We start from the raw sequence: 17,649 nt of genomic DNA on the forward strand, positions 1-17,649 counted from the left end.
GAAAACTAAAAGCAAACGCTATGTCAGAAAAAATTGATGCGTATATTCTGATTGCCCAGCAGGAATGGGAGCTAAACTTAGGCAGTAATGCCAGAAATCTGGCTGCGGAAATCAGTAAGACCAAGCCTGTGATTTATGTAAACCCGGATATCAATATCAAATCTCTTATAACGAGGGTTGGGACTCCTTACGGGCGTAAACGGTTAAAACTGGCGTTGGGAATCGGTGAAAATACCGAAAAAATTGCTGATAACCTTTGGTTGCATACACCACAGAATATAAGCAGTTCAATTAATTTTCTGAAGAATTTCAAACTATATGACATTCTGAACAAGCGAAACAGCAGAGGTTTTTTTGATAGTTTAAAAAAGGCAGTAAAAAACCTAGGTTGGAGACCTGAGAACTGTATAGTTTTCAACGACAGTCAGATGTTTGCCGGGCCATTTGTGAAAGAGTTTTTTGGCCCATTACTGAGCTTCTATTATATCAGGGATAATCTGGTTGAGCAGGCCTATTTTAAATTTCATGGGCCTCGTATAGAACCCATAACCATTAAAGCTGCGGATGCTATTTTTGCTAATTCGGCTTATTTGGCTGAATATGGGGCGAAATATAATTCAAGAAGCCAGGATATAGGGCAAGGGTGTGAGACTGACATCTACGATGCTTTTTCAGAAAAAACAGAACCAACCGATTTAGCTTCAATTAAACACCCAAGAATAGGTTATGTAGGGTTTCTGACGCATGAACGATTGGATATTCAATTATTAGAACAAATTGCCGAAGCAAGAAAAGACTGGCAGATAGTACTGATAGGCCCCGAAGACCCTGTATTTGAGAAAAGCCGATTACACGAAATTCCGAACGTACATTTCTTAGGATCGAAGAAAACAACAGAATTACCTGCATATATGCATTATATGGATGTTTGTATGAATCCTCAGGTGATTAATGGCTTAACAATAGGCAATTATCCACGAAAAATTGATGAATATTTATCGATGGGTAAACCAACAGTAGCTACAGAAACGCTGGCCATGAAAATGTTCTTGCCGCATGTAGAATTGGCCGTTGGCCTGGAGGGTTATCTGAAAGCCATCGAAAAAGCTTTACAACCACAAACACATGAACACAAAGTAGCTGCCATTAACTGTGCCAAAAGCCACACATGGGAGGCCTGCGTAGAGAAAATATTTGCAGTACAAGACCAGTTGTTAAACGAAAAAGACCCAACTCAACCTAAAAGCCTTTCATCGCTGTAACTAATCGCATGAATTTAAAGAATATAATATCAAAACTGCGTAACAGACATTTTTTATCATTGTTTGGCAATGGGGCAATGGCCGTTTTAGGAATGGTACTTGCCGGTATTTTATTCAGATTTATGCCATCCGACGACCTCGGGTATTGGTTCTTTTTTCAATCGGTTTTCGTATTATTAGATACATTCAGAAGTGGTTGTTTACAGGTGGCCTTGATAAAATTTTATACAGGGGCTGAAAAGGAGAAAGCAGAGGCTGTATTAGGTTCGGTATGGTATCTGGGGATTGTTATTACAGCTGCGATGGTTGCGTTAAATTTATTAGCGATTCCGTTTTTACAATTTATCGATAATCCGGGTATTGAGATTACTATTCAGTGGTTTGGCATTACTTTTCTCTGCAGTTTACCCTCAAATATTGCTATGTGGGTATTACAGGCCGAGCAACGTTTTGATAAATTATTGATTCTGAGAGTAATTAATCAGGGCTTATTTATTCTCACAGTTTTAGCAATGATCATATTTCATGAGCTGAAACTGGATAAAATTTTGATAATAAATGCAGCATGTGTGTTGGTGGTGAGTATTTATAGCTTAATAAAAGGATGGACGCATTTAGATACCTTTAAGAAACGAACAAAAGAATCTATCAGCGAATTGTTTCATTTTGGTAAATACAGTGTTGGTACAACCATTAGTTCTAACCTGCTTCGTAGTTCTGATACTTTTATTATCATGATAGTACTGGGTACTGCAGGGCCTGCCGCCGTAGCTATGTATAATATCCCGATGCGTCTGATGGAAGTTATAGAGATTCCTCTCCGGAGTTTTCTGGCAACAGGTATGCCGTCTATGTCAGAGGCATTTAATAAAGATAATAAGAAAGAAGTGGTAAACATTATGCAGAAGTATGGTGGCTTACTGACTATATGCCTGATACCCATCTCTTTGATAGCCATACTATTGGCCGATTTAGCAATTGGTATTTTAGGGGGTGGTAAATATATAGATACACAGGCTGTTACAGTTTATCGTATTTTCATGTCTTTTGCCATGTTTTATCCGCTTGACCGATTCATGGGAGTTACCTTAGATATTATTCATCAGCCAAGAATTAATTTTTATAAAGTATTATTAATGTTAGCGATCAATATCAGTTTTGATTTTCTGGGTTTGTATATTTTTAAGGATATTATCGGTACGGCAATTGCTACTTTCTTTACTTTTTTAGCGGGTATTATTTTTGGATATATCTGGCTGAAAAAATATCTTGACTTTACGCTATTGGGTTTTTTTACAGTTGGGTTTAATGAAATCAAACAATTATACAGTCAGGTCTTTTTAAAAAACAAGGCTGCTTAACAATTACCTATGAAAATAGCCCATTTAATATTGACTCATGCCAGTAAGCCAGATCAATTAAAAAGATTGATAGAAAGTTTAGCGCACCCCGACGCCGATTTCTATATTCATGTTGATTTAAAGACAGATATGACGGCTTTATTACCGTTGGCCAATAGCCATGTTTTTTTTATCCATAACCGCATAAAAGTATATTGGGGGGCATATAGCATTGTTCAGGCCACTGTCAATAGTTTTTATGAAATTCTGGCTTCACGCAAAAAGTACGATTACGTAAACTTATTGAGTGGCCAGGATTACCCCTTAAAGAGTGTACAATCCATCCATGATTTCTTTGCGCATAATCCGGGCAAGGCATTTATGGATGCCTTATTGATAGATTCTGAATGGCAGGAAGCATTACCAAGATTAAGAAAGTATCATTTTGTTAATTTCCGTTTCAGTGGCAGATATGCACTTGAAAAAACCCTGAATCTGTTTGCTCCACGACGTAAGATGCCAAACAATTTGATTCCGGTCGGTCGATCTCAATGGTTTACTATGACCCTAAAGCATATCAAGTACATTGTTGAATACCTACAGAAGAATCAGGACGTTCAGAAGTTTTTTGAACTAACCTGGGGAGCTGATGAAATTATATTCCAGACGATTCTTTATAATTCGCCTTACAAAAACGACATTGTAAACGACAGTATGCGCTACATTGACTGGTCGGAAGGAAAGGCAAGTCCAAAGACTTTTACGATGAAGGATTTTAAACCATTAGTTGATTCAGGAAAACTGTTTGCCAGAAAATTCAGCCTGGAAGCATCTACCGAATTATTAGATGAATTAGATAAGGCGAAGTATAAGCACAAGGAATTGCACTAGGATCAGCCTAAATGTTCAGGATTTCATTATAAATATTCACTATTTGTTCAGCAGTCTGTTTCCACGAAAACAACTTAACTCTTTGGAGACCATAAGCTATCACTTTTGTTCTCATGTCAGTATCATTTAATAACCTCACTATTTTTTCGGCAATTTCTTCGGGTTGAGTCGGGTCTACCAGCGCAGTCCCATTTCCGGCTATTTCAGGCATGGCAGAAGTATTGCTTGTAATCAGCGGCGTGCCACACTGCATAGCTTCCAGAATCGGAATTCCGAAACTTTCTCTCAGCGATGGATACAAAAACAGTTGAGCCAGTTTATACAATTTGGGCAGTTCCTGATTGACAACATAGCCAATAAGCATGATATATTTGAGCAGATGCTCGTTGTTTTGCTCTTTTAATAAAGGCAATAAATGCTCTATCTTAAAATCGGTAATAACCAGAGTGAAATCTAATTGCTTTCTTTCATAGAGCAATCCTAAAGTCCTGATAACATTAGGCAAATTCTTTTTGGGGTCTGTATTGCCTAAAAATAGCACAAATCGCTCAGGCAAATTCATCCGTTTCCTAAAGTCCTGCAATTCCTCTGCACTATATTCATCGCCAAAATGGTTGCCGCAGGCATTATAAACAGTTCTTACTTTTTCTTCGGGCAAATTCAATTTTTCAATAATTCTATTACGTTCATAGTCGCTCACCGTAACAATCATCGAGGCCTTTTTTGCTATTTGAGGTACGTTCCATCGCCGATAAATACCACCTAGTTTCTGATAAAAAACTCCGTTATTACCTGTCTGTTTTTCTAAATAAATAATATCATGAATAGTAACCACCAGGGGAACATTGGTACTGATAGGAGCAGTATTGCTTGTGCAATGCAGCAAATCTATTTTATCTTTTTTGATTTCGCGGGGTAAGATATATTGTTCCCAGATAGGATATAAAGCCGGACCACTTAATTTTACCCTGACGTTTTTGGTGGAGTGGAGCGTATCTACATCTTTATAAGGCTGAGCATACGCAAAGTATTCGTGAGGAGTATTGATTTGCTGTAACTGGCGTAAAATTTCAAGTATGACAATATCCATGCCATGCTTTTTCTGTCGAAAAATTCGTTGAGCCTCTATTCCTATACGCATCTGGTTTGCAAAGTATACTTGTGTAGATACAAAAACAAAACGCACTCAAAAGTTCCTTTAAAGATAATTGTAATTGCAAACTATCTCATGATAAACTTACTTTATCATGAACATCTTTTGAGCTATTGCTGAAATTCCAGACGAAACCCTGCCAGAAAGCTTTCAGATGTGGCCAGTCACGTTTGAGTATATATCCCAACATATTTTTAGGTACAGCAACAAAGAAATAATAAATAAACATCAGAAATCTTTGAAATCCGAAGGTATTGCGACGTAAATAAAGTAGCCTGTTTCGACTGTAATAATGCGTTTTTAAGGTAGAACCTTTCCCGGTACTCATTGATTCTTTATGCCAGATTCTACTTTTGGGCTCATACCAGATAGTATAACCTGCCCGCTTAAATCTTTCACAATAGTCCATCTCTTCGTAATATAAAAAGAAAAGCTCGGCCATCATGCCTACTTTCTCAAAAGCCTCTCTCGAATACATCATAGCTGCACCATGTGCTCTTGAAGTTGGTCGGGCCACATCGTGCTGTCCCTGATCTTTTTCAAAATGACCAATAGAGAATCCTCGGCCTGTAATAGGATTGATAGGCAGAAATCCGGCAAACTGAATAGTATCCGGTTCGTCGAAATACAAAATTTTCGGACAAATGACACCAATCTTTTTGTCACTTTCCATACGGTTAACCAACGGTTCCAAAAATCCGGGGTCCACTTCTGTGTCATTGTTCAATAGAAAAAAGTAATCACCCGTGGCTATTTCCATGCCACGATTATTACCTCCGGCAAAACCTAAATTAGCGCCTGTCTCAAGATATTTTATCCAAGGAAAATCAATAGGTAGCTGATGCCCGGGTTCTTTATTGCTATTATCAACCACAATCACCTCAATAGATGGATAGGTGATTTTCTCCAAAGAACGAAGTAATTCGGCAGTAACAGCGGTACCATTAAAATTGACGGTAATTATCGAAACTTTAGGTGTTTTGCTTGGCATAAAAGACTAAACTAAATGTTTTATCCTTAAATGTTTTTCTATATTATTTCGGTTTACCAGATCTGGTAAACCGAAATAAATAATGCTCAATACAGGAAATGAAGTAGTCTTATACGTTCTCTGATTGTAATAAAGCAGGGAAAGTCATAAAGAAAATTTTCATATCATATTTGAAGGAGAAGTTTCTGGCGTATTCAATATCTAGTTGAATGCGTTCTTCTTCGGTCATATCTTTCTTACCTTTTCCTCTTTTGGTTACCTGCCATAACCCGGTTAAACCTCCCGGCCCTGCAAAGCGCTCAATGTATTCGTCAGTAGTTAATTTTTCCGCCTCATAAAGCGGCAAAGGACGGTTGCCCACCAACGACATATCTCCTAAGAAAATATTGAACAACTGTGGAAGCTCGTCAATACTGCTATTCCGTAAGAATTTGCCCAATCTGGTGATACGAGGGTCATTCTGGAATTTCATGAAAGCTACTTTCTCTTTTTTCTCAGTCAGATACATTTTTTCACAAACCATTTCACCATCCAGATATAATTGTTGCTGACAAGTACCTATACCTGCGCAGGTTTCACAAAGTCCGGCTACCTGTTTCACTTCCGTATTTTTGGTGTACATATTCAGCGAGCCCATGTTTTTAATCAACTTATCGGCATCGGTGCGCATCGTACGGAATTTATAGATACTGAAAATTTTATATCCGGCACCTACGCGTTTTGATAAATAAATAACAGGTCCTTTTGAATCAAGTTTGATTAAAATGGCCACAATTATTAAAAGGGGCGAAAGTAATAATAAGGCTAGCCCGGTAGTAGAAACATCTATAAATCTTTTCCAGAGCGGAATCTTTACATCCAGAATACTTGCCTTGGTTTGTTGCATCGCTTTGTAATGACGACGCTTAATAAAATATTCAAGACGGGTAATTAAATCTCCACTGCTGAAATCGCTTGGATATATATCGTCGCCACCTTTTTCATGTAATTCTTTCAGTAAACCATGTGTAATATGGTCGCTGGTAAGAATGACCGGAAGCGCTCTTGTCCAGGCCTGGCTACGGATGGTTTCCAGAAATTTTATACCACCACTACTTCTGCCGATGACAACAGCATCAGGCGGGTAAGTATTTTTTAGATAGTCAAGACAAGCTTCAGCGCTATTCATGACCTTTACATGAATCTTCTGACCGAATCTCTTCAGAAAATCCACCACGGCTTTATCGTCTCTTTCTACCAGAATTATCTTAATCGGAAGTTTTTCTTCGTCTGTTATTGTCGTAGTATTGGGTACAGTATTATTCATATACCAAAAATGAGTTTAATAGGCATCAACTATAGATTTTGGTTTTACACGGCGCAAAATCGCTTTTATTTTAGCGTGTACCTCCATAGGGTTGAATGGCTTCAACATAAAGTCGTCAGCACCAATGTTCAGACATTCAATACGCTCTTTACTTTCGTCAGTTCCGGAAAGTATAATAATTGGTAAATCTGAATATAAATTACTTGCTCTGATTACTTTGGTAAATTCTTTCCCGTTTAGGTTTGGCATATTTAGGTCAGCAATGATAAAATCGGTATCATTTCCGGCTTCCAGCCAGTTCATGCCTTCCATTCCATCATTCTTGGCTGTTACTTCAAATTCTTTATTCAGGAAATGTTCTAAAACTTTTCTAATACTTGCCTCATCATCAATTATCAGAAGTTTTAATTTTTTGTTCATCGTCGTTATATTTTTGAGAATATGTAGAAAAGCATACTAATTGCCGGATATGTAATCTTATTGAATGAAAATGAACCGCTATATTAAGTTAAAAGAAATGTTTGGGTTCTAGGTAATAAACAGACAATTACAATTACCGGAATTACTATTTGCTATGATTACAGTTTTAAAAAATGATCTTTCAATCAGTATATTTTACAGCAATTATTTTGCCAAATCGTATGACAATTTCGTTTTTCTAAGTAGTAAACAGATGGGTTTTACAGTATTACAGCCTCACTTAATCAAGTGTAAAGTTTCTGTTATAAATATAGTAAGATTATTGTTGTTTATACAATTCATCATAAATTTTTTCAACTTCCCGGGTCATGCGCTCCACATTATAATCTCTTTCCACAGTCAATCTGGCTTCGCTACTCAAACGGTCTCTTAAGGCTTTGTCATTCGCTAAACGAATCAGTGCATTTGCCAATTCATCCGGATTCATAACGGGTACTAATAAGCCGTTTTTCTCATGTACAATTACCTCTTTTGTGCCATCAATGGCTGTAGCTACCACAGCTTTTGCCATAGCCATTGCTTCTAACAAAGCAATAGGCAAACCTTCCCACAAAGATGGCAGACAGAAGATATCAATACCATGCAATACATCAGGTATATCTTGTCTGAATTTTTCAAAAATAACTCTTGAGTTAATTTTCAATTCATCCGCCATCTTCAATACTGCTTCTTTACTATCACCATCGCCGATAATCAGGAATTTTATTTTGCTATCTGCCGGAATTTTGGCAATGGCTTTTAAGAACGTAAAAGGGTCTTTCTGAGAGGTCATACGGGCAATAAAACCTACCAAAACCTCATCTTCTGCTATATTAAACTCCTTTCTTATATCTTTAAAAGATTTGGTCAGGTCGAACTTTGCCAGATTTATGCCATTGGTAATGACAGTAGCATTCTTCATGCTGAACCGCTTAGCTCCATCTTCATAATTGCTATTAGATACACAAATGGTCTTTTTTGCATTCTTGACTAAGAATTTTTCTCCAAAGGTTCGCACGGTCTTTACCAAAAAATTCTGGTCGTTATGAAAAGACCAGCCATGAACAGTATATAATAGTGGAATGCCTAATTTTTTTGCCGCAGAAAAAGTATTGGAATTGGCTCTTGTACCATGCGCATGTACAATCTCTATTTTCTCTTCTTCCAGAATGTCCTTTACTTTCCCCCAAACAGACCTGTCAAATGGTTTTTCGGTATAAATTACGTACGTTTTTACACCCATTTCTTTCATTTTATCTACCATTGGGCCTTCTGTAAACGAAAGCACGATAGACTCGTATTTGTCTTTATTGAGTGTACTCACTAAATCAAGCACATGGGTTTCTCCGCCACCTATTTTACCCTGTCTGATTGTTTGAAGAATTCTGATTTTTTTATTTTCTGGCATGTCTGGTGACTTAAAGAATAGGTAAGTATATATTTTTTAAAAGTAAAAAATTATGCACAAACCTGATGCCAATAATTTAATAAAGTTATCAAACGGGGTCATAAAGTTTTATTATCTCTATAAAGAAACTTGTCTGAATATAGTTCGTAAAGAAAACCAGTTGAATCAGAGATTTTTAATCATATATTTTGTTAAGAACCAAAGATTATAGTTTCAGTTGAGCGGATTATTTGATTTTCGTAAGTTTTGGTTTGAATTTCGTTTAGAAATTGACTATCGGACAAACTAATTTTGTATTGTGATTTTAATCTATAAAATGTTTGCCTGAATGGATGATTAATCAAACTTTATTAGTTGAAAAGCATGGAAAAGGTTGAGACAATTGAAGAAATGTATCAAAGGAAGTTCGAATGGCTGCCTGAGAATATCCGCAATGAAATAGGGCATTTTAATGTGTTCAGATTAGAGCCTTTGATTGACGGTAAATCTCAGCCCATTCCTTATAAACGTCGGGATTATTATAAAGTGATGCTGGTGGTAGGTAATAGCCAGATACACTATGCCGACCAAGTGATTGAGGTAAAAAAACAGGCTTTATCTTTTTCCAATCCTCAGATTCCATATAAATGGGAGCATCTGGATAATGTCAGAAGTGGTGCCTATTGCATTTTTAATCAGCACTTTTTCCATCAGTTTGGTAACCTGAGTCAATATGAGGTTTTTCAACCAAACGGAACGCATATCTTTGAATTAACCGACGAGCAGGCCACTAAAGTAAGCACTATTTATGAGCGAATGTTTGAAGAAATTGACTCTGACTATATGCACAAGTATGATGTGCTTCGCAATCTGGTGTTTGAATTATTGCACTTTGCCATGAAAATGCAGCCATCTTCTGCATTTGATAAACAACATATCAATGCGTCTCAACGAATTGCTGCCATATTTTTAGAGTTATTAGAAAGACAATTCCCTATAGATGATGCTCACCCGGCTATTCAGTTACGCTCAGCATCTGATTTTGCTACTCAACTCAATGTACATGTAAATCATCTGAATAGGGCAGTTAAGGAAATCACGCAAAAAACGACTTCGCAATTGATCACAGAGCGTATTTTGCAGGAATCAAAAATATTGCTGAAACAGAGTAAATGGAATGTATCAGAGATTGCTTATGCCCTTGGTTTTACTGAGGTAACTCATTTCAATAATTTCTTCAAAAAGCATGTGCAAAAAAGCCCTGTGAAATTCCGGAATATTTGATTTTCGTAAATAGGTACTGAATATTGTAACGGTTAGTTAATTTTTATACCATTAGTTTAATTTTAAATATGATAGATATGCAAAAACGCAGATTAGGAAATAGCAACCTGGAGGTCTCAGCTTTGGGACTTGGTTGTATGGGAATGAGTTTTGGATATGGCCCTGCAGGCGAAAAAACTGAAATGATTAAAGTAATTCGCACGGCTGTAGAGCAGGGAGTTACTTTTTTTGATACGGCAGAGGTTTACGGCCCTTTCACAAACGAAGAATTAGTAGGGGAGGCTTTAGAGCCTTTTAAAGGAGAAGTAATAATTGCCACCAAGTTTGGTTTTAATATTGATCGGGCTCAAGGCAAACATTCAGGAGTTAATAGCCACCCTGATAATATCAGACTGGTAGCAGAGGAATCTTTAAAAAGATTAAGAGTAGAGGCAATAGACCTTTTTTATCAACATCGTGTTGACCCTAATGTACCTATTGAAGAGGTTGCTGGAACTGTACAGGAGTTGATAAAAGAGGGAAAAGTAAAACATTTTGGCTTGTCAGAAGCAGGGGCAAGTACTATCCGCAAAGCACATGCAGTACAGCCCGTTACAGCATTACAAAGCGAATATTCACTCTGGACACGTCAGCACGAAATAGAAATTATTCCGACTATTGAAGAGTTGGGGGTTGGATTGGTAGCATTCAGCCCATTAGGCAAGGGGTTTTTAGCCGGAAAAATTGACGAAACCACCAAATTTGCCGAAGGAGATATTCGTAACGTACTACCAAGGTATACTGAAGAAGCGCGTACAGCCAATAAAGCCTTGCTGGATTTATTGAATCAGTTTGCTGAACAAAGAAACGCAACGCCTGCGCAAATTGCTCTGGCATGGGTATTAGCGCAAAAGCCCTGGATTGTGCCAATACCCGGTACTACAAAAATCCATCGCCTTACCGAGAATAATGAAGTTGCCGAAATTCAATTAACAGCCAAAGAATTACAGGAAATTGAAAACGCCTCGGCGCATATAAAGGTTACAGGTTCGCGCTATACAGAAGCGATGGAGAAATCTACAGGCTTATAGTATGCTCTGAACTAATTATTTTGACGAGAATAATTTTCTTTTTAAAATTCAAGCGTTATATTTCTGAAAATATAACGCTTTTTTATGAAGAGACTTGTTACAGTTTTCATTCTGGTATTCATATCTTATTTATCATCATTTGCCCAACAATCAATAGAAAAAGATACCGTAAAAGCATTGAATGAAATTGTAGTTTCGGCATCAAGAATCCCTGAAGACATCGTAAAATCTCCCATAAGTATAGAATATTTAGATAAGAAAACCATTCAGAATTCTGCGCAAAGCTCTTATTTCGATGCCCTTGAAAATGTGAAAGGTCTTCAGTTAATGACTTCGAGTCTGGGCTTTAAAGTATATAATTCAAGAGGATTTGCAAACCCAACCAATGTGCGGTTTGTACAATTGGTTGATGGTATCGATAATCAGGCGCCTCATATTGGAGCAGCTATTGCCTCTGCTTTAACACCGACCGATTTAGATATAGAACATGTAGAAGTTATCCTGGGCTCTGCTTCTGCATTATGGGGATTAAATGCACTGAATGGCATGGTGAATTTATATTCCCTATCTCCTTTTGATAAAGAAGGCTTAAGCTTTCAGCAAAAGAATGGAGTTAATCATTTGAATAGCTTGAATGCTACTCCCAAATTATTGAATGAAAGCTCTCTAAGGTATGCTAAGGTTATTAATTCTAAATTGGCTTTTAAGGTAAATCTGTTTTACCTGAGCGGTTATGACTGGATTTCTGACAATCAGACAGATTTGAATCCTAACGGAAATTCGTCTTTAATGCTTTTTGGTTCAGATAACCCTGCCATTGACCCCATTAACTCTTATGGCAATGAGTCTTCTAATAGAAGAACGCTTACGCTGAATGGCAAAAGATATTCAGTAGCCCGTACAGGTTATTATGAAAAAGAAATTGCCGATTTTGGTATCGGTAATTTTAAAGCTGATGCTTCGGTCTACTTCCGACCTACATCCAAATCAGAACTTGTTTATACCTTTAGATACGGAATTGTGAATAATCTATACCAACGCACCAATCGTTTCAGATTAGAAGATTACCGTATCTCACAGCATTCAGTTCAGTATAAAGACAATACTTTTCAGCTAAGAAGTTATCTGACTACCGAAAATACCGGCAACTCTTATAATATCCGTTCGATGGCCGAAAACATAGACCGGGCATTTAAGACGGATGATATATGGTTTGCCGATTTTACCAAAAGCTTTAATACCTCTGTCTTGAACGGATTGCCTGACGTAACTGCCCTTAAGCAAGCTAGATTGGATGCTGATAAGAACCGGACACAACCTAAAACGGCCGAATTTGATGCATTAATAGAGAAATTAAGAAAGATAAACAATTGGGATATTGGGGCAGCTTTACAAGTGCGTACGTGGATGTTTCATACAGACGGACAAGCAGATTTAACCAAAGAACTATTGGGCAATTTCAGAGAGAAAACCAATATCCAACTACTTGCCGGGTTTGACTTTCGTAATTATTGGGTATATCCTGATGGCAACTATTTTATCAATCCTACTGATGCCGGGAAGAATATTTCTTACAATAAGACAGGAGGCTTTTTACAAGTTACCAAAAGTATGTGGGCAGATAAATTAAAATTAGTGTCATCTATCAGAATGGATAAAAATCAATATTTCGACCCTCAATTTAATTATCGATTTGCTAGTGTGTTTTCAAATTCGCCCCAACTCAATTTGAGGGTATCCTACCAGAATGGCTATCGTTTCCCGAGTTTATTCGAGGCTTTCTCAAATGTAAATAGTGGAGGTGTGAAACGGGTAGGAGGGCTACGTATCATGTCTGACGGTATTTTTGAAAATTCATATTTTAAAACCTCAGTAGATGCCTTTCAGGCTGCTGTAACATCGGCAGTTAATACCCAAGGGATGAATGTGAATGAAGCTATTAAACAAAACTCAGGTTTATTGAAGAAGAATGATTATACCTATATACAGCCCGAAAAAGTTCAGAGTTTTGAACTGGGCTATAAAGGTTATTTCTTAGAGAAACGCCTGTTTTTTGATGTGGATTTCTATTATAACCGTTACCGCAATTTCATGGCTCAGGTTGAGGCCAATATCACTAAATCTCAGAATCCTGATTCTATTGCTATTTATTTGAACAACAGAAACACCCAAAGCCGTTATCGTCTCTGGACAAACTCTAAGGCAGTAGTGCATACTTATGGCTCAAGTATGAGTATGAAGTATCGCTTCTTTAAAAACTTTCTGATTGTCGGAAATATCTCTTATGCCACTTTGCAAAGAAAAGATTCAGGGGATGGCTTGGAAGAGGCTTTTAACACACCTGAATGGATAAGCAATCTAGCCCTGCAAAACCCTGATTTGTTTAAAAATGTAGGTTTTTCTGTTAGCTATAGGTTTCAGGATAAATATATCTGGCAATCTTCTTTAGCAACCGGCGAAGTATCAGCCATGCACAATGTAGACGTTCAATTATCTTACCGTATACCTGACTGGAAACTGAATTTTAAACTGGCTTCAACCAATGTGCTGAATAAATACTATAGCAATTTTCTGGCAGGGCCAAGCGTGGGTGGTTTTTATTACTTCTCCATTACTTATAACTGATTGAATTAAATTATTTTACTCATTTAGTACCTCCTCCATCACTTGAGGGCATATTATTTATGCCATTTTTTCTCAGGCACTAGCATTTTTAAACTTCTTGTTATTAATTTTAGCTGTTAAATAAGATTCTACTATGCACGACCAGTTTATCGAGTACGTTTACCTTATCCTGATTATCCTGGCATTGGTTATGGTGGCCAACAAACTTCAATTGGCATACCCGATTGTATTAGTTTTAGGTGGCCTGGCAGTCAGTTTTTTCTCAATATTTTCAAATGTTACCATCAATCCCGATTTAATTTTCTTTATTTTTCTGCCCCCGCTATTGTACGAGTCGGCCTGGCAGGTGTCTTGGAAAGACTTCTGGCGGTGGAGACGGGTAATTATGAGTTTTGCCTTTCTGGTAGTAATTATCAATGCTTGCGTGGTTGCCTATTTTTCAGTATTAATAATCCCAGATTTTACTCTGGCATTGGGTTTTCTTTTAGGAGGTATCGTTTCACCGCCTGACGCCATTTCTTCCGCGACCATTATGCGACGCCTGAAAGTACCAAGATCATTATTAAGTCTCGGAGAAGGGGAAAGTTTATTAAATGATGCTTCTTCTTTGATTGTCTTTCGTTTTGCCTTATTAGCTATACTTACAGGCCAATTCTATTTTAAAGAGGCAGCAGGCAATTTTTTTCTGGTAGTAGTGATGGGTGTACTGATTGGGCTTCTGGTTGCGTTAATTTTTTATGGTATACACCGATGGTTACCGACCACGCCAAGTATTGAGATTGTTCTGACGCTTATCACTCCTTATTGTATGTACTATTTTGCCGAGTATTTCCATTTTTCAGGAGTATTGGCAATCGTATGTGGCGGGCTTTTCTTGTCAAGCAAGCGAAATAAGATTCTTACCTACGCCAGCCGTATTCAGGGTGTAAATGTATGGGGTAGTTTGGTTTTTGTAATGAATGGTTTGGTTTTTCTATTAATTGGTTTACAATTACCCTCAATTGTTGAGCAATTGGGAGATACTAAGTTAAGCGAAGCTATTTTCTATGGCCTCGCAATCTCGTTTGTTTTGATTATTGTTCGGGTACTTTGTGCTTTAGGTGCCTCCTGGTTTTCACACTGGGTTAGCCGGTTTATTACGGTGGCAGATGCTAATCCTGGGTGGAGACTACCATTGATTTTTGGCTGGGCTGGTATGCGTGGGGTAGTATCTCTGGCGGCAGCGCTTTCTATCCCTTTGCTTACCAACGAAGGGCAGCCGTTTCCATATCGTAATCTCATTCTATTCATCACCTTTATTGTCATTCTGGTAACCCTGGTTTTTCAAGGACTTACGCTTCCCTGGCTTATTAAGAGAGTGCATATGGTAGATAAATTTGCTACTATGACAGAGCATGAACAGGAAATACTCATCCAGAAGAAAATCCTGCAATATTCTATTCAGCATTTGGAAAAAAAATATGAGGAAGATGGCGCTAAGGATAATCAACTAAACGACCTGCTTGAAAAATTAAGAATAGAGCTAAGACTATTTAACCAAACCCTAGAAGAAACAGACCCAACAGAAGAACACCCTTACAAAAGCTATCAATACACCTATCTGCAGCTATTGGAACACCAACGTGAACTACTCGATAGAATCAACCTGAAAGCAGAATTTGATGAAGAATTGGTCAGAAAATATCATTCATTGATTGATATTGAAGAGTTTAAAGTGAGGGAGAAGATGTTGCAAGAGCATCAGTGATAACAAAAAACGCCCCTTTTCAGGGGCATTTTTGTTGCAAAAGTTGTAAAAAGTCTTAAAACAATTTCTGCTTATTTTTCAAACGCTGATAGCGTAACAAGCCTTCCAGGAAATAATAATCAGCATATACTAATGGTACATCAATTTCTGATTTAAGCGGTTTTGCACCTACTGAATGTTTCAGAATAAAATGGTTGTTTTCGCCTAAATTAGCTTTGTAGGTTGGAGTTGTCAAGCTCTCTAACATAGTTTCGGCAGCATCAAAATAGGTTTTGCTTTTTGCTTTGCCAACATAAGTACTTAGCTCAAATAAGGCTGATGCAGTAATAGCACCTGCAGAAGCATCACGCTCTTCGTTCGGGATATTTGGTGCATTGAAATCCCAGTAAGGAATTTTGTCTTTTGGTAAATTCGGATGATTCAGATAGAAATCAGCAATTTTCTCTGCTTGTGCCAGATACTTTTTGTCTTTGGTTTCTCTGTACATATCTGTATAACCATACAAAGCCCAGGCCTGACCTCTCGCCCATGCCGATTCATCGGCATATCCCTGATGCGTACCTTTTTTCAATACTTCACCGTTTTCACCATAAGCAATTACGTGGTAGCTGCTATTATCAGGACGGAAATGGTTTTTGATGGTATTATCCGCATGGGTAATGCTAAGATTAGAAAACTCCTTATTGCCTGATTCGCGTGATGCCCAGAATAAAAATTCAAGGTTCATCATATTGTCAACAATCACCGGATACTTATAGCCTTTCCAGTTATTCCATGATTTAATTAAGCCTACTTTAGGGTCAAAACGAGTCGCTAACGACTTCGCTCCGGTAAGCATAATTTCCTTATACTTTGGATTTTTGGTCAGGCGATAACCATTACCAAAAGGGCAATATAACATGAAGCCTAAATCGTGCGTGCCTGTGTTAAACTGCTCTTTTTCAACGGCCATTGTCCATTTGTCAGCCGCCTCTTTCCATTTCTGTTCTTTGGTTTGTTCAAAAATGTACCATAGCGAACCACCGAAAAAACCACTACACCACCAACTGGTTGGCATATCTCTTGGCGAACCATCAGGATTGGTCGATTGTGGCGTTTTGGTAATATCAGGGTGGCTTTTAAGCATGCCTTCATATTGCTGAGCAGCAAAGGCAAATTCTTTTGCTACATCAATCTTCTTCTGGCCAAAAAGAATTGAAGAAACAAAAAGTAACAAAATTGTCAATTTAGAGGTAAGTCTCATTGTAAGAAAGATTGAAATTAAATAAGCATATAAATAAGTTTTGAATTAGCGCAACTCAGAAATCGGAATAAAGTCCATATCTGCAAACGATTGATTTTCACCAGCCATCCCCCAGATAAATGAGTAGTTTGAAGTACCACAACCAGAATGCACTGACCACGGCGGAGAAATAATAGCCTGATGGTTGCTTATCCATAAATGACGGGTCTCTTGCGGTTGCCCCATCAGGTGCAATACCCTATGATTTTCAGGTACATCAAAATAACAATAAGCCTCCATACGGCGATCATGCGTATGCGATGGCATGGTATTCCACACACTACCCGTTTGTAGCACCGTTAAACCCATTACCAGCTGGCAACTTCTGATACCATCCAAATGAATATATTTATAAATAATCCGTTGGTTAGCTGTCTCAACCGCACCCATATTGGCCGGAGAAGCCTCTTCTTTGGTCATTAATCGGGTTGGATAGGCAGCATGTGAGGGAGCAGAAAGAATAAAGTATTTCGCAGGATTGCTGCTATCCACACTTTCAAAAACTACTTTCTGAGCACCTTTGCCTACATATAAACAGTCTAGTTTATTAATATTGAAAGCCTCACCATCGACAGTAATTTTGCCATTGCCAGCTACATTAATAATCCCGATTTCTCTTCTTTCCAGAAAATAGTCAGATTTCAGTTCATCATAATTGCCTAATTCAACTGCTTCGTTCTTAGGCATAATACCACCCAAAATCATGCGGTCATAGTGAGAATAAACAATATGTATCTGGTCAGGTGTAAATAAAGTTTCCACCAGAAAATTGTTTCTCAATTCGGCTGTATTCATACCCGCCGTTTCCTTAGGGCTACTTTCATATCTTGCTTGCATATCTTCAAATAATTT

At 37.7% G+C, this 17,649-nt stretch carries 14 protein-coding genes; 7 read left to right on the forward strand and 7 right to left on the reverse strand.

The features are described 5' to 3' along the window. The first annotated feature begins 20 nt into the window (after positions 1-20). The 3 genes from D0T08_RS22465 to D0T08_RS22475 are packed head-to-tail and all read left to right on the forward strand — an operon-like array spanning position 21 to position 3,493. Positions 21-1,262, forward strand: coding sequence for a glycosyltransferase (locus tag D0T08_RS22465; RefSeq protein ID WP_116984997.1), 1,242 nt, complete (start codon positions 21-23; stop codon positions 1,260-1,262). 8 nt (positions 1,263-1,270) lie between these two features. Continuing rightward, positions 1,271-2,623: a lipopolysaccharide biosynthesis protein gene (locus tag D0T08_RS22470; protein ID WP_116984998.1), complete on the forward strand. Its 1,353-nt coding sequence runs from the start codon at positions 1,271-1,273 to the stop codon at positions 2,621-2,623. 9 nt (positions 2,624-2,632) lie between these two features. Further along, complete coding sequence (locus tag D0T08_RS22475) at positions 2,633-3,493, forward strand: beta-1,6-N-acetylglucosaminyltransferase (RefSeq protein ID WP_116984999.1); 861 nt, start codon at positions 2,633-2,635, stop codon at positions 3,491-3,493. Positions 3,494-3,500: 7 nt separating this feature from the next. On the opposite strand, the gene D0T08_RS22480 is transcribed toward D0T08_RS22475, so the two are convergent. From D0T08_RS22480 to D0T08_RS22500, 5 genes are all read right to left on the reverse strand, one after another. Continuing rightward, on the reverse strand, positions 3,501-4,634 hold the full coding sequence (locus D0T08_RS22480; protein ID WP_116985000.1) for a glycosyltransferase family 1 protein: 1,134 nt from the start codon (positions 4,632-4,634) through the stop codon (positions 3,501-3,503). A gap of 85 nt (positions 4,635-4,719) precedes the next feature. Further along, positions 4,720-5,637 (reverse strand): glycosyltransferase family 2 protein, encoded by a 918-nt coding sequence (locus tag D0T08_RS22485; protein WP_116985001.1) that lies wholly within the window; start codon positions 5,635-5,637, stop codon positions 4,720-4,722. 109 nt (positions 5,638-5,746) lie between these two features. Next, positions 5,747-6,943, reverse strand: a complete 1,197-nt coding sequence (locus tag D0T08_RS28140) for a sugar transferase (protein ID WP_304465953.1) — start codon at positions 6,941-6,943, stop codon at positions 5,747-5,749. Positions 6,944-6,958: 15 nt separating this feature from the next. Next, complete coding sequence (locus D0T08_RS22495) at positions 6,959-7,363, reverse strand: response regulator transcription factor (protein WP_116985002.1); 405 nt, start codon at positions 7,361-7,363, stop codon at positions 6,959-6,961. A gap of 319 nt (positions 7,364-7,682) precedes the next feature. Beyond that, positions 7,683-8,810 (reverse strand): glycosyltransferase, encoded by a 1,128-nt coding sequence (locus D0T08_RS22500; RefSeq protein WP_116985003.1) that lies wholly within the window; start codon positions 8,808-8,810, stop codon positions 7,683-7,685. A 363-nt stretch (positions 8,811-9,173) separates the two neighbouring features. On the opposite strand from D0T08_RS22500, the gene D0T08_RS22505 reads away from it, so the two are divergent. The 4 genes from D0T08_RS22505 (at position 9,174) to D0T08_RS22520 (ending at position 15,515) form a co-directional block, all read left to right on the forward strand. Then, positions 9,174-10,073, forward strand: a complete 900-nt coding sequence (locus D0T08_RS22505) for an AraC family transcriptional regulator (RefSeq protein WP_116985004.1) — start codon at positions 9,174-9,176, stop codon at positions 10,071-10,073. Positions 10,074-10,150: 77 nt separating this feature from the next. After that, positions 10,151-11,143: an aldo/keto reductase gene (locus D0T08_RS22510; RefSeq protein ID WP_116985044.1), complete on the forward strand. Its 993-nt coding sequence runs from the start codon at positions 10,151-10,153 to the stop codon at positions 11,141-11,143. Between the two features lie 84 nt (positions 11,144-11,227). Continuing rightward, positions 11,228-13,768 carry a TonB-dependent siderophore receptor gene (locus D0T08_RS22515; RefSeq protein ID WP_116985005.1) on the forward strand — a complete coding sequence of 847 codons (2,541 nt, stop codon included), beginning with the start codon at positions 11,228-11,230 and terminating at the stop codon, positions 13,766-13,768. A 133-nt stretch (positions 13,769-13,901) separates the two neighbouring features. Continuing rightward, positions 13,902-15,515, forward strand: coding sequence for a Na+/H+ antiporter (locus D0T08_RS22520; protein WP_116985006.1), 1,614 nt, complete (start codon positions 13,902-13,904; stop codon positions 15,513-15,515). A 55-nt stretch (positions 15,516-15,570) separates the two neighbouring features. Here D0T08_RS22520 and D0T08_RS22525 read toward each other — a convergent pair whose 3' ends face one another. Beyond that, a complete protein-coding gene (locus D0T08_RS22525; RefSeq protein ID WP_116985007.1) occupies positions 15,571-16,758 on the reverse strand; it encodes a glycoside hydrolase family 88 protein in 1,188 nt (395 codons plus the stop codon). A gap of 45 nt (positions 16,759-16,803) precedes the next feature. Further along, complete coding sequence (gene kduI / locus D0T08_RS22530; protein ID WP_116985008.1) at positions 16,804-17,634, reverse strand: 5-dehydro-4-deoxy-D-glucuronate isomerase; 831 nt, start codon at positions 17,632-17,634, stop codon at positions 16,804-16,806. Positions 17,635-17,649 lie beyond the last annotated feature (15 nt).

It is taken from the genome of Emticicia sp. C21 (assembly GCF_003418935.1).
Classification (GTDB): domain Bacteria; phylum Bacteroidota; class Bacteroidia; order Cytophagales; family Spirosomataceae; genus Emticicia.